Origin of the sequence: Anaeromyxobacter sp. K (assembly GCF_000020805.1) — a bacterium.
Taxonomy (GTDB): domain Bacteria; phylum Myxococcota; class Myxococcia; order Myxococcales; family Anaeromyxobacteraceae; genus Anaeromyxobacter; species Anaeromyxobacter dehalogenans.
The window spans coordinates 161,141-180,865 of record NC_011145.1; the positions used below are offsets into that span (position 1 = coordinate 161,141).

Sequence of the window (19,725 nt, forward strand, 5' to 3'; positions counted from 1 at the left end):
GCGCTCGGCCCGGCAGGAAAGCCTGCGCCCCGTCCCTGGCCGGGTTATCCTCGCGCCCGCGTGAAGAACCGCTCCGCCCTCGCGATCCTCTTCGTCATCGTCTTCATCGACCTGCTCGGCTTCGGGATGGTCATCCCGGTGATGGCGCTGTACGCCGAGCGGCTCGGCGCGCCGGACGCGCAGATCGGGTGGCTGATGACCGGCTACTCGGCGATGCAGTTCGTCTTCACGCCGATCTGGGGCCGGCTCTCGGATCGCCACGGCCGCCGGCCGCTCCTGCTCCTCTCGATCGTGATGACGGCGGTCGGGTTCCTCGGCTACGCGCTCGCCCCGAGCTTCGCGTGGCTGCTCGTCTCGCGCCTGTTCGCCGGCGCCGCCACCGCCAACATCGCCATCGCGCAGGCGTACATCGCCGACGTCACGCCGCCGGAGGGGCGCGCGCGCGGCATGGGGCTCATCGGCGCGGCGTTCGGGCTCGGCTTCGTGCTCGGGCCGGCCATCGGCGGCCTGCTCTCGGCCATCTCGCTCTCCGCGCCCGGCTACGCGGCGGCGGCGCTCGCGGCGGCGAACGGCGTGGCGGCGTTCTTCGTGCTGCCCGAGCCGGCCGCGCACGTGCAGGCCGAGCGCCGGCCGCACCTCGAGGCGCTGCTCGGGGGCGTGAGCCGGCCCGGGATCCGCCGGCTCATCCTCATCTACTTCATCGCCATCCTCGCGTTCAGCGGGATGGAGGCGACGTTCGCGCTGCTCGCGGTCCACCGCTACGGGCTCGACCAGCGGCAGGTGAGCTACGTGTTCGCGCTCATCGGCGTGGTCGCGACGGTGGTCCAGGGCGGCCTCATCGGCCCGCTGAGCCGCCGCTTCGGCGAGCGGGCGCTGCTCGTGGCCGGGCTGCTGCTGCAGGCGGTCGCGCTCGCGGCGCTGCCCTACGCCGGCTCGGTGGCGGGCCTGCTCGTCGCCACCGTGCCGCTCGCGTTCGGGTCGAGCCTGACCACCCCGTCCCTCACCTCGCTCATCTCGCGCTCGGCGCGCGCCGAGGACCAGGGCGGCACGCTCGGCATCGGCCAGTCCGCCGCCGCGCTCGGGCGCATCGCCGGCCCCATCTCCGCCACCCACGCCTACAGCCAGCTCTGGTTCGCGGCGCCCTACCTCGGGGGCGCGGCGCTCATGCTCGCCGGCGCCGCGGTGGGCTCGACGCTCCGGCGCCCGCCGCGCCACGAGCCGGTCGAGCCGGGCGCCGCGCCGGCCGAGGAGGGGTAGCGCCGCATGCCGGATCTCCGCCGCGATCCCATCGTCGGCCGCTGGGTGATCATCGCCACCGAGCGCGCCCGCCGTCCCTCCGACATGCAGCGCACGGCCCCCGCCCCGCAGGGCGGCCTGTGCCCGTTCGACCCCGGCAACGAGGGGATGACGCCGCGCGAGGTGTACGTGGCCGGGCGGCCGCCGTCCGCGCCGCCCAACGCGCCGGGCTGGAAGGTGCGGGTGGTGCCGAACCGGTTCCCGGCGCTCAAGATCGAGGGCGAGCTGGACCGGCAGGCGGAGGGCATCTACGACCGGATGAACGGGATCGGCGCCCACGAGGTGATCGTCGAGACCCCGGACCACGACCGGGCCATGGAGGACCTCACCCCGGCCGAGCTCACCGAGGTGCTGTTCGCGTTCAAGGCGCGCATCCTCGACCTGCGCAACGACCTCCGCTTCAAGTACATCCTGCTGTTCAAGAACCACGGCCACCTGGCCGGCGCCTCGCTCGAGCACGCGCACTCGCAGCTCATCGCGCTGCCGGTGGTGCCGCGGCAGGTGATCGAGGAGATCGAGGGCGCCCGCCGGCACTTCGACCTGAAGGAGCGCTGCATCTTCTGCGACATCGTCGGGCAGGAGCGGAAGGAGCGGGCGCGGCTGGTCCTCGAGAACGACGAGTTCGTGGTGTTCGCCCCCTGGGCCCCGCGGAGCCCGTTCGAGACCTGGATCATGCCGAAGCGCCACCAGTCGAACTACGAGGCCGAGCCCAAGGAGCGGCTGGCGCTGTGCGCCGAGGCGCTGGGCAGCACGCTGCGGCGCCTGGGCGGGGCGCTCGGCAAGCCCGCCTACAACTTCATGGTCCACTCCAACCCGCTCCGCGACGCGCAGAGCCCGAGCTACCACTGGCACATCGAGGTGATGCCGGCGCTCACGCAGGTGGCCGGGTTCGAGTGGGGCTCCGGGTTCCACATCAACCCGGTCCCGCCCGAGGAAGCGGCGGAGTTCCTGCGCAAGATGCCCGGCTAGCGGCGCCGGAAGGTCCATACTGACGTCGATGCAGATCCTGTTCGTCGCCTCGGAGGTCGGCCCCTGGTCGAAGACGGGCGGGCTCGGGGACGTGGCCGGCGCGTTGCCGCAGGCGCTCGCCGAGCGGGGCAACGAGGTGGCGGTGGTGACGCCGCGCCACGGGTCGATCGACCCGCGCGCGGCCGGGCTCCAGCCGGTGCGGACGGCGCTCCAGGTGCGGGGCGAGCCGGTGTCGCTCTGGGTGAAGCGGGGGCCGGCGCCGGTCTACTTCGTGGAGCACCCGCACCTGTTCGGCAACCGCCGCGGCCTGTACGGCGAGGGCGGGCGCGACCACGGCGACAACGCCGAGCGCTTCGCGTTCCTGACCCGGGCCGCGCTGGCCCTGCCCGGCGCGCTCGGCCTCCGCCCCCGCATCCTGCACCTCAACGACTGGCAGTGCGGCCTCGGGCCCTGGCTGCTGCGCCACGAGCACGCGCGCGACCCGGCGCTCGCCGGCGCCCGGACGGTGTTCACCATCCACAACCTCGCCTACCAGGGGCTGTTCCCGAAGCAGGTGCTGCCCGCGCTGGGCCTCCCGTGGGAGGTGTTCCGCTGGGAGGCGATGGAGTTCTTCGACCAGCTCTCGTTCATGAAGGCCGGGCTGGCGTTCGCCGACGCGCTCACCACCGTCTCGCCCACCTACGCGCGCGAGATCCTCACGCCGGAGGGCGGGGCCAGCCTCGACGCGCTCCTCCGGCACCGCGCGCGGGACCTGCACGGCATCCTGAACGGCATCGACGTGCACGCCTGGGACCCGGCCCGCGATCCGCACCTGCCCGCGCACTTCACCGCCGGCGACCTCGCCGGCAAGGCGGCGTGCAAGGCCGCGCTCCAGCGCGAGGTGGGCCTGCCGGTGCGGCCCGAGGTGCCGGTGGCGGGGCTGGTGACGCGGCTCGCCGAGCAGAAGGGGATCGACCTCGTGGCGGCGGCCCTGCCGGCGCTGCTCGCCCGCGACGTGCAGGTGGTGCTGCTGGGGAGCGGCGACCCGGCCTACCAGGAGACGTTCGCGCGGGCCGCGCGCGAGCACCCCGACCGCGTGGCCGCGCGCATCGGGTTCGACGAGGGGCTGGCGCACCGGATCGAGGCGGGCGCCGACCTGTTCCTCATGCCCTCGCGGTTCGAGCCGTGCGGCCTGAACCAGATGTACTCGCTGCGCTACGGCACCGTCCCGGTGGTGCGGGCGGTGGGCGGCCTCGCCGACACGGTCGAGGACTTCGACGGCGTCGCCCGCGGCACCGGCTTCCGCTTCTCCGAGTACACGCCGCAGGCGCTCCTCACCGCCACGCGCCGCGCGCTGGACGTGTTCCGCGACCGGCGCGCCTGGCGCGGGCTGGTGGAGCGCGGCATGGCCGAGGACAACAGCTGGGAGCGCAGCGCGGCGAGGTACGAGGCGCTCTACCGGACGCTCGCGCCCTGACCGGCCGCCCCTTCCCCGCGACCCGCGCGGTGCGCAGGGTGCGGTCATGGCCACCGCACCCCACGACGACCCCGAGCCGACCGCCCGCCCGACCGACCGGCTGCCGCGCGAGCTGCTGGAGGAAGAGGACGAGAAGCTCGTGCCCGCGAGCAACGTGGGCGGTGCGGCCCCCACCGCGCTCGGCGCCGACTCCGGGGGCGACCTGCCCGGCTCGGAGGACGACCTCGCCAACATGTCCGAGCCCGAGCCGCCCGAGCCGCCGGAGGTGGGGGCGGTGCACGTCCGCCGCGGCGCCGCGGGCGAGGAGGAGGAGGAGGGCGAAGGCGGCGAGGCCGGCGACGACGAGGAGGCCGGGCCCGGCGCGCCGCGGACGCGGCACTGACGCGGCCTGCGCCGCGACCTACTCGAGGCCGCGGTCGCGCAGCTCGTCGTCCGACTCGCCGTGCAGGTGCCCGAGCTCGTGCAGGAGCGTCACGCGCACCTGCTCGGTGAGCTCGGCCCGGTCGCGCGCGAAGCGGAGCAGGTTCTTGCGGTAGAACACGATGCTCCGGCAGCGGGGCCCGTCCGCCTCGGTGCAGGCCTCGTCGGCGGGCGGACCGCGGTACAGCCCGAGGATCGACGGCGAGAGCGGCGGCTCCACCGCGGTGAGGTCCTCGGTGTCGGGCAGGTCCTGGATCTCCACCGGCGCGAGCTTCAGCGCCTCGCGCTCGGCCGCGGGGAGCGCCGCCACCGCGGCCTCCACCTCGGCCCGGAACGCGCCCGCGTCCACCGCCAGCTCGTCCCGGAAGTCGTCCGGCGCGAGCGTGCGCGCCCGCGCCAGGAGCGCCGCGGCGCGCCGGCCGTCCCCGCTGCGCTCGGCGACCAGGCCGAGCTGGTGGATGGCCCACGCGTCGTCCGGCGCGATCGCCAGCGCGCGCTCGAAGGCGCGGCGCGCCTCGCCGAAGCGGCACAGCTCGAACAGCGCCACGCCGCGCTCGTAGAGCGCGTCCGGGTCCCTGGGGCGGGCCGCCAGCGCGCGCTCGAGGTGCGCGAGCGCCAGGTGGCTGCGCCCCAGGTCGTTCTCGGCCATCCCGGCCACCAGCTCGAGCCGCGCGGCGAGGTCCTTGTCCTTGCGCGGCGGGCGGGTGGCGCTGCGCGCGCCGCGCACCGCGTACTCGAGGCCGGCCTCCAGCGCGTCGCGGGCCGCGCCCAGCCGGCGGACGTGCAGCTCGGCCGCGCCGAGCAGCGCCTCGGGCTCGTCCGGATCCACCGCCAGCGCGCGCGCGAACGCGAGCCGCGCCTCGTCGAGCCGGTCGAGCGCGGCGAGGGCGGCGCCGCGCGCGGTGAGCGCCGGCACCATCCGCGGCGCGAGCCGCAGCGCCTCGTCGGCGCAGGCGAGCGCGCGCTCCCGGGCGCCCGCGTCCAGCGCCGCGACCGCCTCCTCGGCGAGCGCGCTCGGCGCCGCGAACGGCTCGCCGGGCAGGCACGCCTCGGGGCGAGCGCGCGACCCGCGGGCGGGCGGCGGGACGTAGCGGGCCGGGGTGATCGTCCCGCGCGCGGCATGGTTCGCCTGCGGCGCCGCCGGAGCGGGCGCAGGAGCGGTGGAGGGGGTGCAGGCCGCAGCGAGCAGGAGGACCGCCGCACGGCGGAACGGCAGAGACATCGCCGCGAGCTTGCCACAGCCCTCGGGGGCGCGCCAGCCGGGGTCCCCCGAGCCCGAGCGCCCGTGCGGCCGGCCGCGGGCGGAGGGCGCAGGCGGCGCCCCGGCGGCGCCTGCCGGGCACCGCGCTCCCCGCTCCGGGGGGCGTCAGGGCGCGCGAGCCGATCCCCGCCGCCGCGGCGGCGACGGGAGGGGATGGGGGCGTGCGCTCATCGCGGGAACGGGCCCAGCGCCGCCTCGCACCGGTCGGCGAGCGCGCCCAGGAACGCGAGCAGCTCCGGCGGGTGGACCGGGTCCGAGGCCCGCAGGTCCACCCGGGCGATGCGGTCGAGCTCGAAGGTGGCGAGGTCGAGGTCGGTGGAGGTCCCGAGCTCCAGGAACCAGGCCACCGGGAGCACCTCCAGGTCGCGCAGCTTGGTCCAGATCCAGCGCAGGTTCGGGTCGTTGAAGCCGTAGCCGACGAGCAGCAGCTCGCGGCCGACCGCGTCGGAGCAGAAGCGCAGGTCGATCGCGTTCGCGGCCAGGCTGGCGCGCCGCTGGAAGTCGGTCTCGCTCACCACCAGCGTGGCGGGCCGGTCGAGCGTGCCGTGCAGCTTGTAGACGGGGAACCGCGAGACGAAGCGGCCGCCGGCGCGGTCGAGCCGCCAGCGCTGCAGGTCGTCCGCCGCCGCCACCACCTGGCAGGCGCGGCCCGCCCAGGCGAAGGTCCGCTCCAGCAGGTCGTCGAAGTTGGTGGTGTAGAGCGCGGGCACGAACGCGGCGAGCCGGACCAGCAGCCGGTGCAGCGGCAGGGCCGCCGGATCGATGCGCGAGGTGTCGAACAGCGCCGCGAGCCGCTCCACCAGCCGCGCCTCGCCGCAGAGCGCGCGGTGCGCCTCGGGGACGCGGAGCAGCGTCTCCAGCGCCACCGGGTCGTCCGGCCCCGGCGGCGAGAAGCGCGCCGGCGCGTCCGGCAGCCGCTCGCGGAGCACCGGCACGAGGTCGCGCGCCAGCGCCGCGACGGCCTCGCGCCAGGACGGCAGCCCGGCCCAGCGCGAGGCGCCCGCGCCCACCAGCAGGAGGAGCTGGCCCCGCGCGAGCCGGTCGAAGAGGTGGTCCTGCACCTCCCGGATGTCCGGCGCGCCGCGCATGGGCCGGTGAAAACCTGCGGCCCGGCGCGGTCGCGGGCAAGCCGGGGGAGCCCGCGCCTACTTCCGGCCCGCCGCCTGCGGCCGGCCCGCCCCGAGGCGCGCCGGGGAGAACGGCGCGAGGTCCACCGGCGGCGGCGTCCCGAGCACGGCCGCGGCCACCGCGTCGGCGGTGACCGGCGCGAGCAGGATGCCGTTCCGCGTGTGGCCGGTGGCGTAGTACAGGCCGGGCACGGTCCCGGCGCCGAGGATGGGCGAGCCGTCCGGGCTGGCGGGGCGGAAGTTGGACCAGGTCTCGACCACCGGCGCGGCCGCCAGCGCGGGCGCGATCTCGAGCGCGATGTCGAGGACGCGCCGCAGCCCGCCCGCGGTCACCGCCTTCTCGTGCCCGACCTCCTCCATGGTGGAGCCGCACAGGATCCGACCGTCGGCGCGCGGCACCACGTAGCCGTTGGCCGAGAACACCACGCGCGAGAGGAGCGGCGGCCGGGTGTCGAGGAGCGCGATCTGCCCGCGCACCGGGCGCACCGCGCCGGGCGGGAGCCCGTTCCCCTCCACCTGCATGCTCCAGCTCCCGGCGGCGAGCACCACCGCGTCCGCCTCGATGCGCCCGGCGTCGTGGTCCACGCCCACCGCCCGCCCGCCCGCGTGGACGATCCGCTCCACCTTGCCGGTGACGAAGCGGGCCCCGGCGCGCGCCGCCGCCACGTACACGGCCCGCCCCAGCAGCCGCGGGTCCACCGAGGCCTCGTCGGCGAAGTACAGCGCGCCGCGCGTCTCCGGCGACACGCCCGGCTCGAGCCGGCGCACCTCGGCGTCGTCCAGCACCTCCACCGGCAGCCCGGCCTTGTGGAGCTTCTCGGCGCGCCCGGCGAGGAGCCGGGCCTCCGGATCGTCCACCGCGATCTCGAGCGTCCCGCCGCCGCGGAGGCCGACCCACATGCCGCTCGCAGCCTCGACCTCGCGCGCGAACCCCGGGTAGCGCGCCAGCGACGCGGCGCAGAGCGCGTAGAACGGGCCCGGCTCGAGCGCCTCCACGCCGGGCGAGAGGATGCCGCCGGCCGCGTAGGACGCCTCGGCGCCCGGCACCGCCCGCTCCAGCACCACCACCTGCTTGCCGGCCTGCGCGAGGCGCAGCGCCACCGAGGCGCCTTGCAGCCCGGCGCCCACCACCACCACGTCCGTCTTCATGGTGCGCGAGCCTACGCCCGCCCCGGCGCGCCGGAAAGGCTCGCGTGCCCCCGCCGGGACGGCATGCCGGGCGCGCGGACGGGCGGCGGACGCTCAGCCGCGCGGGCCGGCGCGCGGGGCGAGCCCGTTCGCGAGCACGTGCAGCACGTGCGCGCGCCAGGCCTCGGGCGCGAGCTGCTGGCCGACCATCGGCAGCATCGCCTCCCGCGAGGACGCCACCAGCGCGGCGAGGCCGCCCACGGTCACGACGGCGAGCACCGGATCGACGCCGCCGTCGGTGCCTTCCGCGATCACCGCCGCCGCCCGCCGGAGCGGATCGAGGAGCGCCGGCTCGGCGGTGGTGAGCTGGGACAGGTACGGGGCGCCGTCCAGGTACTCGCGCACCAGGATCTGCGCGCCCATCGCGTCGTGCATCATGGCGTCGAGGTAGGCGGCGATGACCGCCTCCGGACCGCCCGAGCCGTTCTCGACGAAGCGCGACAGCTCGTTCGCCGCCGAGAGCCACACCGCCCGCAGGATGTCGAGGTAGAGGGCCCGCTTGGAGGCCCAGTGGCGATAGATGAGCGCCACGTTGCAGGACGCACCGCGTGCGATCCCCTGCACGCGGGCACCGTGGTACCCCCGCTTCGAGAACTCGGCCCTGGCCGCGTCCCAGATCCGCTCCGCGATCCCGGCCCGCGGAGGACCGATACGGCGGGTAGCCACCGATCCGTCCATGCAAGCCGCTACTTACCGGGCCACTTGATCAGGATCAAGTGGCGCGGCGTCCCCGTTGGGCACGGCAGGGGGTTGTCCTATGTACAGGGCGATGGATCCGGGGCCCCGCACCATCCTCCACCTCGACCTCGACGCGTTCTACGCGTCGGTGGAGCAGCTCGACCACCCCGAGCTGCGCGGCCGGCCGGTGATCGTGGGGGGGACCGGCAACCGAGGGGTGGTGTGCGCCGCGAGCTACGAGGCCCGGAAGTTCGGCGTCCGCTCGGCGCTGCCCACGGCCCGGGCCCGCCGGCTCTGCCCGGACGGCGTGTTCCTCCCGCCCCGCTTCGGCCGCTACTCGGAGCTGTCGCGGCGCGTGTTCGACGTCTACCGGCGCTACACGCCGCTCGTGGAGCCGCTCTCGCTCGACGAGGCGTTCCTCGACGTCAGCGCCAGCCGGGCGCTGCACGGCACCGGGCCGGACATCGCGCGGGCCATCAAGGCGGCGGTCCGGGGCGAGTGCGGCCTGGCGGTGTCGGCCGGCGTGGCCGAGGTGAAGATGGCGGCCAAGATCGCCACGGACCTCGGCAAGCCGGACGGGCTGGTGGTGGTGCCGGCGGGCGGGGTGGCGGCGTTCCTGGCGCCCTTGCCGGTGGGGCGGCTGTGGGGCGTCGGCGAGGTGACCGAGGCCACGCTGCGCCGCATCGGCGTCGCCACCATCGGCGACCTCGCCCGCATGCCGGAGTCGGCGCTCGCCGCGGCGCTCGGGCCCACCCACGCGCGCGGGCTGCGTGCGCTGGCGCGCGGCGAGGACGCGCGCGAGGTGGTGCCGGACGAGGAGGCGAAGTCGGTCGGGGCCGAGGACACCTTCGACCACGACCTGCTCGGCCGCCCGGCGCTCGAGCGCGAGCTGCTCGCGCAGGCGGGCACGGTGGGGCGGCGGCTCCGCGCGGCCGGGCTCGCCGGCCACGTGGTGACGCTCAAGGTGAAGTACGCCGACTTCACGCTGGTGACGCGCCGGGTGACGCTCGAGCGGGCCACCGACGACGACCGCGCCATCTTCGAGGCGGCGCGCGCGCAGCTCGAGCGCGTGGACCTGCGCCGGCCGGTGCGCCTCACCGGCATCTCGGTCTCCGGCTTCGCGGGCGACGAGGAGCGCGGGCAGCTCGGGCTGTTCGGTGGGGCGCCCGCTCCCCCGCCGCCCGAGGCGTCGCGGCGCAAGGCGCTCAACGCGGCGCTCGACGCGCTGGCGGGCCGCTTCGGGGAGGGCGCGGTGACACGGGCCGACCTGGCCGGCCGGCCGCCCCGGCGCCGCCACGGGGATCCCGGGGACGGCGGCGAGGAGCCCGACGGGTGAGGGAGCCGCGGTTTGCCCCGTGGCGCGCGGCGCCGCAGGTTGACGGCATGGCCGCAGCCATACGTCCGGGCGAGGACCTCGCCATCCGGGAGCGGAGCCAGGGGGAGCTCGACGCGCGGGCGACCGCGCTGCGGGCGCTCGCCGGCTCGGGCGTCCCCTTCCTGGTGGCCGGGGCGTACGCGTTCTTCGAGTACACCGGCATCTTCCGGGACACGAAGGACCTCGACCTGTTCCTGCGGGAGAAGGACCTCGAGGCCGCCTTCCGCGTGCTGGAGGAGGCGGGCTTCCGCACCGAGCTCACCGACCCGGGCTGGATCGGCAAGGCCTGGCAGGGCGAGTGGTTCGTGGACCTCATCTTCTCGTCGGGCAACGGCGTGGCGGTGGTGGACGACCTCTGGTTCACCCACGCGCGGCCGGGGCGGGTGATGGACGTGGAGGTGCTGCTCGCGCCGCCCGAGGAGATCATCTGGTCGAAGAGCTTCGTGCTCGAGCGCGAGCGCTACGACGGCGCCGACGTGAACCACCTGCTGCACGTCTGCGGCCCCGGCATGGACTGGGACCGGCTGCTCCAGCGGTTCGACCGGTACTGGGAGGTGCTGTTCTCGCACCTGCTGCTGTTCCAGTTCGCGTACCCGGGGGCGCGCTCCACCGTGCCGGACTGGGTGACCGAGGAGCTGGTGGGCCGCACGCTCGAGAACCTGCGCTCCGGCGACCACCCGGTGGCGATGTGCCGGGGGAGCCTCATGTCTCGCGTGCAGTACCAGCACGACGTGGAGCGGCTCGGGCTCCACGACGGGCGCCGCTGGGACGAGGCGGAGCGGGGACCGGCGGGGAGGGCGGGACATGGCGGAGCAGCAGGCACCGGCGCAGCAGCAGGCGGAGCGGACGTTTCGCCTGGCGGCGGCGGCTGACCTGCACTGCCGCTCCGACCAGCACGGCCGGTTCCGCGAGCTGGTGCGGATGGTGAACGGCGAGGCCGAGGGGCTGGTCCTCGCCGGCGACCTCACCGACCACGGCACGCTCGACGAGGCGAAGACGCTCGCGGAGGTGCTCTCGCAGCTCCGCGTCCCCTGCGCCGCGGTGCTCGGGAACCACGACTACGAGGGCGGCGTGGTGCGCGAGATCTGCCGGGTGCTGACCGAGGCCAAGGTCACCCTGCTCGACGGGGACCACGCCGTGTTCGACCGCCGCCTCGGCATCGCCGGCGTGAAGGGGTTCGCGGGCGGCTTCGAGCGCGGGATGCTGCAGGCGTTCGGCGAGCCGGCCATCAAGGCGTTCGTGCAGGAGTCGGTGAACGAGGCCCTGAAGCTCGAGGCCGCGCTCGCGCAGCTCGAGATCCAGAAGAAGGTGGTGCTGATGCACTACGCGCCGCTGGTCGAGACCACCGAGGGCGAGGACCTGCAGCTCCGGCCGTTCCTGGGATCGAGCCGCCTGCTCGGGCCGTGCGACGCGTTCGGGGCGCGGGCCGTCTTCCACGGCCACTCGCACCACGGGACGCTGGAGGCGCGCACGCCGAAGGGCGTGCCGGTCTACAACGTCGCCATGCCGCTGCTGCGCAAGCTCATGGACGACCGGCGCTTCAGGGTGTTCGAGTTGTAGCGAAGCCGCCCAGCGCGCGGATGGCAGGGAGGGGCCCCAGCCGCAGGCTGGGGAGGGGTGCACCCCCTCCCGCGGGGACCGCTCGCGCGCCCGCGAACGCGGGCGCGAGCGGTCACGGGCCTCGCGCAGCAGGAGTGGGGCCCCGACGGCTCCGCCGGCGGGGCGAGGGCGCCGCCCTCGTGACGATCAGTGCCTCATGGGCGGCGGGCCGGCGGCCTTGCGGACGCGCTCCAGGATCTCGTCCATCCCCACCGACTTCGGGATGTAGCCCTGGGCGCCGAGCAGCTCGGCCTCCCACTCGAAGCCGTACGCGGACAGGATGAGGATCGGGATCGCGGCGCTCTTCGCGTCGCCGCGCATCCGCTCCATCACGCCCCAGCCGTCGAGCACCGGCATCTTGAGGTCGAGCAGGACGATGCCCGGCGCCTCCTCGTCCACCTTGGCGAGCGCGACCTCGCCGTTCTCGGCCTGCTGGACCGGGTAGCCGGCGTCCACGAGCACCTCGGAGAGCGCCTCGCGGAAGTCGTCGTCGTCGTCCACCACCAGGATGTACTGGCCCGGGGTCATGGTGCGTTCGGCTCCCCCCGGAGCGCGGAGGCGATCTCCGCGGCGATCCGGCGCGCGTCCGCCAGCCGGTCCGGCGCGAGCGACACCGCACCGACCACCGGGTGCCCGCCGCCGCCGTACCGCTCGCAGAGCTTGGAGATGTCGTGCGTGCGCTGCTCGCGGGCCCAGGGGTTCGAGCCCACCGACACCTTGGTTCGCTTCGGATCCTTCGACACGACCACCGTGTAGCGCGCCTCCGGGAACAGGTCGTAGGCGATGAACTTGTTCGCGGCCTCGAGGCCGGTGTCGCCGAGGTCGATCTCCACCACCCCGTCCCGCACCCTGGCCTGGCGCCGCACCACGTCGATGGCGCCGCGGTGCCGCTCCAGGATGGGCGCGAGCGGTCCGGTCACCCAGTCCTGCGCCGCGATCTCGGCGAGCGGCAGCCGCTGCATGGCGCCGATGAGCCGGGTCGGGAGCGCCGGGTCCTTGGTGGCCTCGAGCAGCGTCATGATGCGGAGCGCGGGCGCCTCGAGCCGCACCGCCACCGCGGCCGACTCGAAGCGGGCCGCGTCGATGACGTCGGCCCAGCGCACCAGCTCGTCCAGCTCGGCGGCGCGCCAGCCGAACCGGTTCGCCAGCGTGCGCGCGATGAAGCCGGTGCAGCTCGGCGCGGCCGGGTCCCAGAACTTCTGGCCGGTCGCGTCCCGCTCGAACGACGCGCGGTCGGCGGGCGTCGGGAACGCGCTGGCGTGGTGGTCGAACCACCAGTCGAGGCGGGGCGAGTAGCGGAAGTCGACGCACGCGTTCACGTCGGCGCCGAACGCGTCGGCGGGGAACGCGTCGCCCTGCTGGTGCTGCACGGGGCGGTAGCGGACGCCGGCGAGGCGCGCCCCCTCGCGCTCCTGGAACCAGCGTCCGAAGAGGGCGGCCGAGGCGCAGCCGTCGAAGCAGTTGCCGTGGTAGAGGAGCTCGAGCTGCATGGCGGGCCGGGCAATCTAGTGACGTCGGGAGCATAGCGTCAACGCGTGTTGCAGGCCCGGCCGGCGATCTGTACCCAGAGGGGGAAGCCGCGTCGGCGCGTGCCTCCGGTGCGGGCCGCGCGTGCGCGCGCGTTCTCTGTGGGTGAACACGCTCGGAGCGTGCGGGGCGGGGCCCCGGGGGCCGCCGCGGGGCGCGCGAGCCCTCGACCCCGCCGCCGCGGGCGCGCCCGGCCCCGGCCCCGCCCGCGCGCGCCGAAGGTGGCGGGCCCGGGTTTCGCCGGGTTAGACTCGGCACCCCATGGATGCGATCCGCGTCGGGGCGCTCCTCGACGACACCAAGTTCGATCTGCGGCTCACGCTCGTCGCGGGCAAGCAGGGCCTGTCGCGCCGGATCAGCTCCTCGCGCATCCAGAAGCCCGGGCTGGTGCTCGCCGGCTTCACCGAGTACCTGCACAAGGAGCGCGTGCAGGTGTTCGGGAACACCGAGATGAGCTACCTCGCCACCCTGCCGCGCGAGCGCTCGGTCGAGGTGCTGCGCAGCTTCTTCGGCCAGGACGTCTCCTGCCTGGTGGTGACGAAGGGGCTGCAGCCGCCGCCCGAGATGATGGCCGCGGCGGACGAGGCGGGGGTGCCGCTGCTCCGCACCAGCCACCTCTCCTCCAACTTCATCGAGTCGGTGCAGAACTGCCTGGAGGACGTGCTCACCGCGCAGACCTCCATGCACGGCGTGCTGCTCGACGTGTTCGGCGTCGGGATCCTGCTGCTCGGCAAGTCCGGCATCGGCAAGAGCGAGATCGCGCTCGACCTCATCATGCGCGGCCACCGCCTGGTGGCCGACGACATCGTGGACGTGAAGCGCAAGACGCCGGAGTCGGTGTTCGGCGCCGGCTCCGAGATCATCAAGCACCACATGGAGATCCGGGGCCTCGGCATCATCAACATCAAGGACCTGTTCGGCGTCGCCGCCATCCGCGAGCGGAAGAAGATCGAGATCGTGCTCGAGCTGGTCGAGTGGGATCCGAACGTGGAGTACGACCGGCTCGGCGTCGAGGAGCGCAAGTTCCGCATCCTCGACGTGGAGATCCCGATGCTGGTCGTCCCGGTCCGGCCGGGCCGCAACATGACCACCATCGTGGAGGTGGCCGCGCGCAACCACCTCCTCAAGCTCCAGGGGCACCACTCCGCCCGCGAGTTCCAGGAGCGACTGAACCGCGCCATCGCGCTCGCGCCGGGCGGGCGCGTCGGGGAGATCGACGTCGAATGACCGCCACGGTGAGCCACGCCGGGCCGCAGGTGGTGATCCTCACCGGCGTGTCCGGCTCGGGGAAGTCCACCGCGCTGCGCGCGCTGGAGGACGCCGGCTTCTACTGCGTCGACAACCTCCCCATCGTCTTCCTCGAGAAGCTGCTCGAGCTCTCCGGCCACACCGCCGGCGAGGTCTCGCGCATGGCGCTCGTGGTGGACGCGCGCGAGGGGCGCTTCCTGGTGGAGGCGCCGCGGATCATCCGCGAGCTCCGCCAGAAGGGCGCCGACGTGGAGGTGCTGTTCCTCGACGCCTCCGACGAGGCGCTGGTCCGGCGCTACTCCGAGACGCGCCGCCGCCACCCGCTGGCCGGGGAGGGCGGCACCGTGCCCGACGGCATCGCGGCCGAGCGGCTGGCGCTCGCGGACGTGCGCGGCATCGCCGACGAGGTGATCGACACCACCACGCTCAACGTCCACGAGCTGAAGCGGCTCGTCACCCGCCGCTTCGTGGCCGGCGAGGGCGCGAAGCTGGGCGTGACGCTCGTGTCCTTCGGGTTCCGGTTCGGCATCCCGACGCACGCCGACCTGGTGCTCGACGTGCGCTTCCTGCCGAACCCGTTCTTCGTGCCGGAGCTGAAGCCGCACCCCGGGACCGATCCGCGCGTGGCGGAGTTCGTGCTGGGCCAGGCGGACGCGAAGGCGTTCCTGGAGCGGCTCACGGACCTGCTCGGCTTCCTGCTGCCGCGCTACCGGAACGAGGGGAAGAGCTACCTCACGATCGCCATCGGCTGCACCGGCGGCAAGCACCGCTCGGTGGCGCTCGCCGCCGCGCTCGCCGAGCGGCTCGAGGGCTCCGGCCAGCCGGTCCGGCTCTGGCACCGCGACGTCGAGAAGGAGTAGCCGCGCCCGGGCGTTCGGCGCTGGCCGCCGGGCCCCGCGGCGTATATGGTACGCGCGCGCCGGGGGGGCCGGACGCGGCCGGCCGCTCATCCGCCGCGAGGACGCTGAGGACATGGTCGGACTGGTGGTCGCCACGCACGGACGGCTCGCGGAGGAGCTCCTGCTCACCGCCGAGGGGATCGTCGGGCGCCTGGAGCGCTGCGAGGCGGTGAGCATCGTGGCCGGCGCGTCGATGGACGAGGCCCGCCAGCACATCGCCGAGGCGGTGAAGCGGGTCGATCAGGGCAGCGGCGTGCTGGTCCTCACCGACATGTTCGGCGGGACGCCCGCGAACCTGGCGCTCACCTTCCTCGGGGACAAGCTGGAGGTCGTCACCGGGGTGAACCTCCCCATGATCATGAAGCTCGCGACCGCGCGGGGCGAGGACGTCTCCCTCCACTCGGTGGCCGAGCTCGTGACCGCGTACGGGCAAAAGAACATCACCCTCGCCTCCGAGCTGCTGCGCACGCGCGCGCGGAGCCGGACGTAGCCGACCGCTGAATGGCCGGCCGGGAGCGACCGTCGAGTCTCACGTGATCCCCCTGGTCCGCGTCGACAACCGCCTGCTGCACGGCCAGATCCTCGAGACCTGGGTGCCCCGCCTGCGCATCGACCAGGTGATGGTCGCGGACGACGAGGCGGCCGCCAGCTCGCTCGCGCAGGCGGCCATGACCCTGTGCGTCCCGCCGGAGCTGCCGGTGCGCATCCGCCGGGTGGCGGAGGTCGACTACGCGGGGCTGGCCGCGGGCGGCGCCAAGGTGCTGCTGCTGGTGCGCGACGTGCCCGGGCTGGCGGCGGCGCGCGACGCCGGCCTCGGCGCCGCGCTCGCACCACGGGTGAACCTGGGCAACCTCCACTTCGGGCCGGGGCGGCGCCTGGTCACGCCCTCGGTGTTCGTGTCGGAGGAGGACCTGTCGGTCCTGCGCCGGCTTGCCGCGGAAGGCTTCGAGGTGGAAGCCCGCGCGATTCCTTCCGAATCCCCCACGGGTTTGGCCGAGATCGAACGCCGGTACGCCGCGGGCCATTAGGTTACACTCGTCCGGCTTGGGTCTTCTCTTCCTAGGGCTCGTGGCGGGCCTCGCCGCCGTGGAGCGCAAGGGGTTCCTGCAGGCCATGCTGTCGCGCCCCATCGCGCTGGCCCCGGTGGCAGGCTGGGTGCTCGGCGACGCGGCGGGCGGGCTGGTGGTCGCGGCGCCGCTCGAGCTGCTCTGGCTCGGCGCCGTCAACCTCGGCGCGGCGGTGCCGGTGCACGAGGCGCTCGGCGCCGCCGCCATCGCCGGCGGCGCGGTGCTGGCCGGCCGGGCGGCCGGGTCCGGCGTCACCCCGGAGATCGCGGTGCTGGCGGTGCTGCTCGCGGCGCCGGTCGCGCTCCTGGGGCGGCGTGCCGACAAGGCGGTGGAGGGCTGGAACGAGCGGCTGGCGCGCCACGCCGAGGCGGCGCTCGCGCGCCACCGGGTGGCCGAGGCCGCGCGCTCGAACCTCTACGGCCTCGCCGCGCCGTTCGCGATCGCCGCGGTGCTCGCGCCGCTCTCCGCCTGGCTGGCCGAGGCGCTCATCCCGCGCTTCCTCGCCGCGGCGCCGGGCGCGGCCGCGCCGCTGCGGGTGGGCTGGTTCGCGTTCGCCGCGCTGGCCTGCGCCGCCGGCGCGAAGGCGCTCCGCTCGCGCGCCGCCCCCCGGCTGTTCTTCGCCGCGTTCGCCGCCGCCTTCGCGGCGCTGCTCACCTGGAGGCTGCTCGGGTGAGCGCGCGCGTCCCGAGGGCCACGCTGGTGCGCGTCTTCTGGCGCTGCCTGTTCCTGCAGGCGGCCTGGAACCGGCGCGGCATGCAGAACCTGGGCTTCGCCTACGCGATCGACCCGGCGCTCCGCGCGCTCTACCCCGACCCGGCGCGGCGCGAGGAGGCGCTCGGGCGGCACCTCGGCTTCTTCAACTGCCACCCGTACATGGCCGCCGCGATCGTGGGCGGCGCCATCCACCACGAGGAGCGGGTGGCGGCGGGCGCCGAGCCGGGGCAGGCGCCGCTCGCCTACAAGGCCACGCTGCAGGGGCCGCTCGCGGCGCTGGGCGACGGCTTCTTCTGGACCGCGCTCCGCCCGTTCTTCGGCGCGCTGGCGGTGGTGGGGGCGCTGCTGCTCGGCGTCCCCGCCCTGGTCGCGGCGCTCCTCGTCTACAACGCCATCCACCTCGCCCTGCGCATCGGGCTGTTCCGCGCCGGCTACCTGCGCGGCGACGCGCTCGTCGGGACCATCGCGCACCTCAACCTGCCGGTGGTGGCCGACCGGCTCCGCGCCGGCGGCGCGGCGCTGTGCGGCGTGGCGGGCGCGGTGTTCCTCATGCGCGGCGCGGCGGTGGGCGGACCGCCGGCCGCGGCGCTCGCGGCGGCGGCCGCGGCCGGCGGCTACGCCGCGCTGGCCCGCGGAGCCCGCCTGCTCCCCACCGCCTACGTCGCCACCCTGGCCGGGGTCGGCGCCGCGCTCCTCCTCGGCCACCTCCACGGGAGCAGCTAGGGATGCCGCACCAGGAGCGCACGTTCGTCATCGTCAACACGCTCGGCCTCCACGCGCGCGCCGCGGCGCAGCTCGTCCAGACCTCGAACCGCTACCGGTCCGAGATCCACGTCGAGAAGGACGGCATGCAGGTGAACGGGAAGAGCATCATGGGCGTGCTCACGCTCGCCGCGGCCAAGGGCTCGCAGATCACCGTGACCTGCGACGGCGACGACGCCGACCAGGCCATGACCGCGCTCGCCAAGGTGATCGAGAACGGGTTCGGGGAGACATGAGCCGGTCGTCCGCCACCACGCTCGTCGGCATCGGCGCCTCGCCCGGCATCGCCATCGGGCGCTGCTGGACGATCGAGCGGCGGCGGGTGCGGACCCCCAAGCGCCGGCTCACGCCGGACGAGGTCGAGGCCGAGCTGGCGCGGCTGCGCACCTCGCTCGAGATCTCCGACGTGCAGCTCGCCGAGGTGCGCGGCAAGGTCGAGGAGTCGCAGGCGCCGGGCAGCGCCGAGCACACCGCCATCATCGACATGCACCGGATGATGCTGAAGGACGAGATGCTCGTCCTCGAGGCGCAGCGGCAGATCCGGGAGGAGCGGCTCAACGCGGAGTGGGCGGTGAAGCGCGCCACCCGCAAGATCAAGAACGCGTTCCACGAGCAGGCCGACGACTACTTCAAGGAGCGCCGGGCCGACGTGGACTTCGTGGGCGAGCGGATCATCAAGAACCTGCTCGGCCAGGCGCCGGACGTCGAGGACGTGCCGCCCGAGGGCGTGATCGTGGTGGCGCACGACCTCTCCCCCGCAGACACCGCGCTGCTCCTGCACGAGCACAAGGTGGCCGCGTTCGTCACCGACGCCGGGGCCAAGACCTCGCACACCGCCATCGTGGCGCGCGCGCTGGAGGTGCCGGCGGTGGTGGGGGTGGGCCGGGTGACCGCCGTCGCCGACCGCGGCGACTGGATCGTGGTGGACGGCGGGCGCGGGCTGGTGGTCATCAACCCGAGCCCGGGCGAGCGGGCCGGCTACGAGGCCGCCCGCGAGAAGCAGCTCGCCGGCGAGCAGGCGCTGCTCGCCACCCGCGACCTGCCCGCCCGGACGCTCGACGACCTCACCGTCCGGCTGGCCGGCAACATCGAGTTCGCCGAGGAGGTCCCGAGCCTGCTCGCGCACGGCGGCCAGGCGGTGGGGCTCTACCGCACCGAGTTCCTGTTCATGGGCCGGTCCGACCTGCCCGGCGAGGAGGAGCACTACCAGAACTACCGGCGCATCCTGGAGGCGCTCGCGCCGCGCCCGGTCACGATCCGCACCTTCGACCTGGGCGGCGACAAGCTCCCGGCCGGCATGCGCGTGACCGCCGAGAACCCCGCGCTCGGCCTGCGCGCCATCCGCTACTGCCTGCGCCAGCCGGAGATGTTCCGCGCCCAGCTCCGCGCGCTGCTGCGGGCGTCGGTGCACGGCAACCTGCGCATCATGTTCCCGATGATCTCCGGGGTGGCGGAGCTGCGGGCCGCGAAGCACGCGCTGCGCCAGGCCGCCGACGAGCTGCGCGCCGAGGGCGTCGCGTTCCGGCAGGTGCCGGTGGGGATCATGGTGGAGCTGCCCAGCGCCGCCATGATCGCGGACCGGCTCGCGGCCGAGTGCGACTTCTTCTCCATCGGGACGAACGACCTCATCCAGTACACCATCGGGATCGACCGGCAGGACAAGGACGTGGCCTACCTGTACAAGCCGCTCCACCTGGCGGTGCTGCGCCTCTTGAAGCTCATCTGCGACGCCGGCCGCGCCGCGGGCGTGCCGGTGTCGATGTGCGGGGAGATGGCGGGCGAGCCGGTGAACGCGCTCGTGCTGCTCGGCCTGGGCGTCGCCGAGCTGTCCATGAACGGCCCGTCCATCCCGCTGGTGAAGCGGGTGGTCCGCGCCGCCCGCGCCGAGGACGGGCGGGCGCTGGTGGACCGGCTGCTCGCGCTCACCACCGCCGACGACATCGAGCACGAGGTCCAGGCCGAGATGGCCCGCCGCTTCCCCGGCCTGCTCGACGGGGACCACGACGCCGAGCCGGCCGGCCAGGGCTGAGCCGGCGGGGCGGTCGGCGCCCGGCCGCCACGTCCGGCGGGGTCGCCCTCCGATCGGACGGACGCGGCGGCAGCGTGTCCGCCATATTGACACCACGCGCGCCGGGCGCG

Annotated in this window: 21 protein-coding genes; 15 read left to right on the forward strand and 6 right to left on the reverse strand. The window is 75.0% G+C overall.

What is annotated here, in order from left to right; all coding sequences use genetic code 11:
• Nucleotides 1-60 precede the first annotated feature (60 nt).
• The 4 genes from ANAEK_RS00700 to ANAEK_RS00715 are packed head-to-tail and all read left to right on the forward strand — an operon-like array spanning nt 61 to nt 4,103.
• Nucleotides 61-1,257, forward strand: a complete 1,197-nt coding sequence (locus ANAEK_RS00700; protein ID WP_012524219.1) for a tetracycline resistance MFS efflux pump — start codon at nt 61-63, stop codon at nt 1,255-1,257.
• A gap of 6 nt (nt 1,258-1,263) precedes the next feature.
• Nucleotides 1,264-2,265: a DUF4931 domain-containing protein gene (locus ANAEK_RS00705; protein ID WP_012524220.1), complete on the forward strand. Its 1,002-nt coding sequence runs from the start codon at nt 1,264-1,266 to the stop codon at nt 2,263-2,265.
• Nucleotides 2,266-2,293: 28 nt separating this feature from the next.
• On the forward strand, nt 2,294-3,721 hold the full coding sequence (glgA, locus tag ANAEK_RS00710) for a glycogen synthase GlgA (protein ID WP_012524221.1): 1,428 nt from the start codon (nt 2,294-2,296) through the stop codon (nt 3,719-3,721).
• A gap of 46 nt (nt 3,722-3,767) precedes the next feature.
• Nucleotides 3,768-4,103, forward strand: a complete 336-nt coding sequence (locus ANAEK_RS00715) for a hypothetical protein (protein ID WP_012524222.1) — start codon at nt 3,768-3,770, stop codon at nt 4,101-4,103.
• A gap of 18 nt (nt 4,104-4,121) precedes the next feature.
• Here ANAEK_RS00715 and ANAEK_RS00720 read toward each other — a convergent pair whose 3' ends face one another.
• The 4 genes from ANAEK_RS00720 to ANAEK_RS00735 all read right to left on the reverse strand — a co-directional run bounded on the left by ANAEK_RS00720 (nt 4,122) and on the right by ANAEK_RS00735 (nt 8,383).
• Nucleotides 4,122-5,363 carry a metallopeptidase family protein gene (locus tag ANAEK_RS00720; protein WP_012524223.1) on the reverse strand — a complete coding sequence of 414 codons (1,242 nt, stop codon included), beginning with the start codon at nt 5,361-5,363 and terminating at the stop codon, nt 4,122-4,124.
• Between the two features lie 206 nt (nt 5,364-5,569).
• On the reverse strand, nt 5,570-6,490 hold the full coding sequence (locus tag ANAEK_RS00725) for an SIR2 family protein (RefSeq protein ID WP_012524224.1): 921 nt from the start codon (nt 6,488-6,490) through the stop codon (nt 5,570-5,572).
• A gap of 57 nt (nt 6,491-6,547) precedes the next feature.
• Entirely contained in the window at nt 6,548-7,678 is a 1,131-nt protein-coding gene (gene thiO, locus ANAEK_RS00730) for a glycine oxidase ThiO (RefSeq protein WP_012524225.1), read from the reverse strand.
• Nucleotides 7,679-7,771: 93 nt separating this feature from the next.
• Entirely contained in the window at nt 7,772-8,383 is a 612-nt protein-coding gene (locus ANAEK_RS00735) for a TetR/AcrR family transcriptional regulator (protein ID WP_232288331.1), read from the reverse strand.
• A 91-nt stretch (nt 8,384-8,474) separates the two neighbouring features.
• Here ANAEK_RS00735 and ANAEK_RS00740 point away from each other — a divergent pair, with 91 nt between their 5' ends.
• Genes ANAEK_RS00740 through ANAEK_RS00750 form a run of 3 tightly spaced genes read left to right on the forward strand, consistent with a single transcriptional unit; the run spans nt 8,475 to nt 11,330 of the window.
• Nucleotides 8,475-9,731 (forward strand): DNA polymerase IV, encoded by a 1,257-nt coding sequence (locus ANAEK_RS00740; protein WP_012524227.1) that lies wholly within the window; start codon nt 8,475-8,477, stop codon nt 9,729-9,731.
• Between the two features lie 47 nt (nt 9,732-9,778).
• Entirely contained in the window at nt 9,779-10,642 is an 864-nt protein-coding gene (locus tag ANAEK_RS00745; protein ID WP_041454002.1) for a nucleotidyltransferase, read from the forward strand.
• Complete coding sequence (locus ANAEK_RS00750) at nt 10,575-11,330, forward strand: metallophosphoesterase (RefSeq protein ID WP_083779823.1); 756 nt, start codon at nt 10,575-10,577, stop codon at nt 11,328-11,330. Before ANAEK_RS00745 ends, ANAEK_RS00750 begins: the two co-directional genes overlap by 68 nt.
• A gap of 186 nt (nt 11,331-11,516) precedes the next feature.
• Here the strand turns inward: ANAEK_RS00750 and ANAEK_RS00755 are convergent, their stop codons facing one another.
• Together ANAEK_RS00755 and ANAEK_RS00760 are read right to left on the reverse strand one after the other, a co-directional pair.
• Entirely contained in the window at nt 11,517-11,897 is a 381-nt protein-coding gene (locus ANAEK_RS00755) for a response regulator (protein WP_012524230.1), read from the reverse strand.
• Nucleotides 11,894-12,859 (reverse strand): DHH family phosphoesterase, encoded by a 966-nt coding sequence (locus tag ANAEK_RS00760; protein WP_012524231.1) that lies wholly within the window; start codon nt 12,857-12,859, stop codon nt 11,894-11,896. The genes ANAEK_RS00755 and ANAEK_RS00760 overlap by 4 nt, the downstream gene beginning before the upstream one ends.
• 298 nt (nt 12,860-13,157) lie before the next feature.
• Between ANAEK_RS00760 and hprK the strand changes: the two genes are divergently transcribed.
• The 8 genes from hprK (at nt 13,158) to ptsP (ending at nt 19,615) form a co-directional block, all read left to right on the forward strand.
• A complete protein-coding gene (gene hprK / locus ANAEK_RS00765; RefSeq protein WP_012524232.1) occupies nt 13,158-14,123 on the forward strand; it encodes an HPr(Ser) kinase/phosphatase in 966 nt (321 codons plus the stop codon).
• A complete protein-coding gene (gene rapZ, locus ANAEK_RS00770) occupies nt 14,120-15,004 on the forward strand; it encodes an RNase adapter RapZ (protein WP_012524233.1) in 885 nt (294 codons plus the stop codon). The genes hprK and rapZ overlap by 4 nt, the downstream gene beginning before the upstream one ends.
• A 112-nt stretch (nt 15,005-15,116) precedes the next feature.
• Complete coding sequence (locus ANAEK_RS00775; RefSeq protein WP_012524234.1) at nt 15,117-15,533, forward strand: PTS sugar transporter subunit IIA; 417 nt, start codon at nt 15,117-15,119, stop codon at nt 15,531-15,533.
• 43 nt (nt 15,534-15,576) lie between these two features.
• Nucleotides 15,577-16,071, forward strand: a complete 495-nt coding sequence (locus tag ANAEK_RS00780; protein WP_012524235.1) for a PTS sugar transporter subunit IIB — start codon at nt 15,577-15,579, stop codon at nt 16,069-16,071.
• A gap of 16 nt (nt 16,072-16,087) precedes the next feature.
• The gene (locus ANAEK_RS00785; RefSeq protein WP_012524236.1) at nt 16,088-16,783 is read left to right on the forward strand and encodes a PTS sugar transporter subunit IIC; all 696 of its coding nucleotides are present in this window, start codon (nt 16,088-16,090) and stop codon (nt 16,781-16,783) included.
• Complete coding sequence (locus ANAEK_RS00790) at nt 16,780-17,547, forward strand: PTS system mannose/fructose/sorbose family transporter subunit IID (protein WP_012524237.1); 768 nt, start codon at nt 16,780-16,782, stop codon at nt 17,545-17,547. Before ANAEK_RS00785 ends, ANAEK_RS00790 begins: the two co-directional genes overlap by 4 nt.
• 2 nt (nt 17,548-17,549) lie before the next feature.
• The gene (locus tag ANAEK_RS00795) at nt 17,550-17,822 is read left to right on the forward strand and encodes an HPr family phosphocarrier protein (RefSeq protein ID WP_012524238.1); all 273 of its coding nucleotides are present in this window, start codon (nt 17,550-17,552) and stop codon (nt 17,820-17,822) included.
• Nucleotides 17,819-19,615 (forward strand): phosphoenolpyruvate--protein phosphotransferase, encoded by a 1,797-nt coding sequence (gene ptsP, locus ANAEK_RS00800; RefSeq protein ID WP_012524239.1) that lies wholly within the window; start codon nt 17,819-17,821, stop codon nt 19,613-19,615. Before ANAEK_RS00795 ends, ptsP begins: the two co-directional genes overlap by 4 nt.
• The last annotated feature ends 110 nt before the right edge of the window (nt 19,616-19,725 follow it).

Bases quoted from the DNA above. Each gene is read 5' to 3' on its own strand.
- ANAEK_RS00720 (WP_012524223.1), bottom strand. From the start codon at position 5,363: ATGTCTCTGCCGTTCCGCCGTGCGGCGGTCCTCCTGCTCGCTGCGGCC.
- ANAEK_RS00760 (WP_012524231.1), bottom strand. From the start codon at position 12,859: ATGCAGCTCGAGCTCCTCTACCACGGCAACTGCTTCGACGGCTGCGCC.
- ptsP (WP_012524239.1), top strand. From the start codon at position 17,819: ATGAGCCGGTCGTCCGCCACCACGCTCGTCGGCATCGGCGCCTCGCCC.
- ANAEK_RS00745 (WP_041454002.1), top strand. From the start codon at position 9,779: ATGGCCGCAGCCATACGTCCGGGCGAGGACCTCGCCATCCGGGAGCGG.
- glgA (WP_012524221.1), top strand. From the start codon at position 2,294: ATGCAGATCCTGTTCGTCGCCTCGGAGGTCGGCCCCTGGTCGAAGACG.
- ANAEK_RS00750 (WP_083779823.1), top strand. From the start codon at position 10,575: ATGGCGGAGCAGCAGGCACCGGCGCAGCAGCAGGCGGAGCGGACGTTT.
- ANAEK_RS00795 (WP_012524238.1), top strand. From the start codon at position 17,550: ATGCCGCACCAGGAGCGCACGTTCGTCATCGTCAACACGCTCGGCCTC.
- ANAEK_RS00705 (WP_012524220.1), top strand. From the start codon at position 1,264: ATGCCGGATCTCCGCCGCGATCCCATCGTCGGCCGCTGGGTGATCATC.
- hprK (WP_012524232.1), top strand. From the start codon at position 13,158: ATGGATGCGATCCGCGTCGGGGCGCTCCTCGACGACACCAAGTTCGAT.
- thiO (WP_012524225.1), bottom strand. From the start codon at position 7,678: ATGAAGACGGACGTGGTGGTGGTGGGCGCCGGGCTGCAAGGCGCCTCG.
- ANAEK_RS00755 (WP_012524230.1), bottom strand. From the start codon at position 11,897: ATGACCCCGGGCCAGTACATCCTGGTGGTGGACGACGACGACGACTTC.
- ANAEK_RS00740 (WP_012524227.1), top strand. From the start codon at position 8,475: ATGTACAGGGCGATGGATCCGGGGCCCCGCACCATCCTCCACCTCGAC.
- ANAEK_RS00775 (WP_012524234.1), top strand. From the start codon at position 15,117: ATGGTCGGACTGGTGGTCGCCACGCACGGACGGCTCGCGGAGGAGCTC.
- rapZ (WP_012524233.1), top strand. From the start codon at position 14,120: ATGACCGCCACGGTGAGCCACGCCGGGCCGCAGGTGGTGATCCTCACC.
- ANAEK_RS00715 (WP_012524222.1), top strand. From the start codon at position 3,768: ATGGCCACCGCACCCCACGACGACCCCGAGCCGACCGCCCGCCCGACC.
- ANAEK_RS00725 (WP_012524224.1), bottom strand. From the start codon at position 6,490: ATGCGCGGCGCGCCGGACATCCGGGAGGTGCAGGACCACCTCTTCGAC.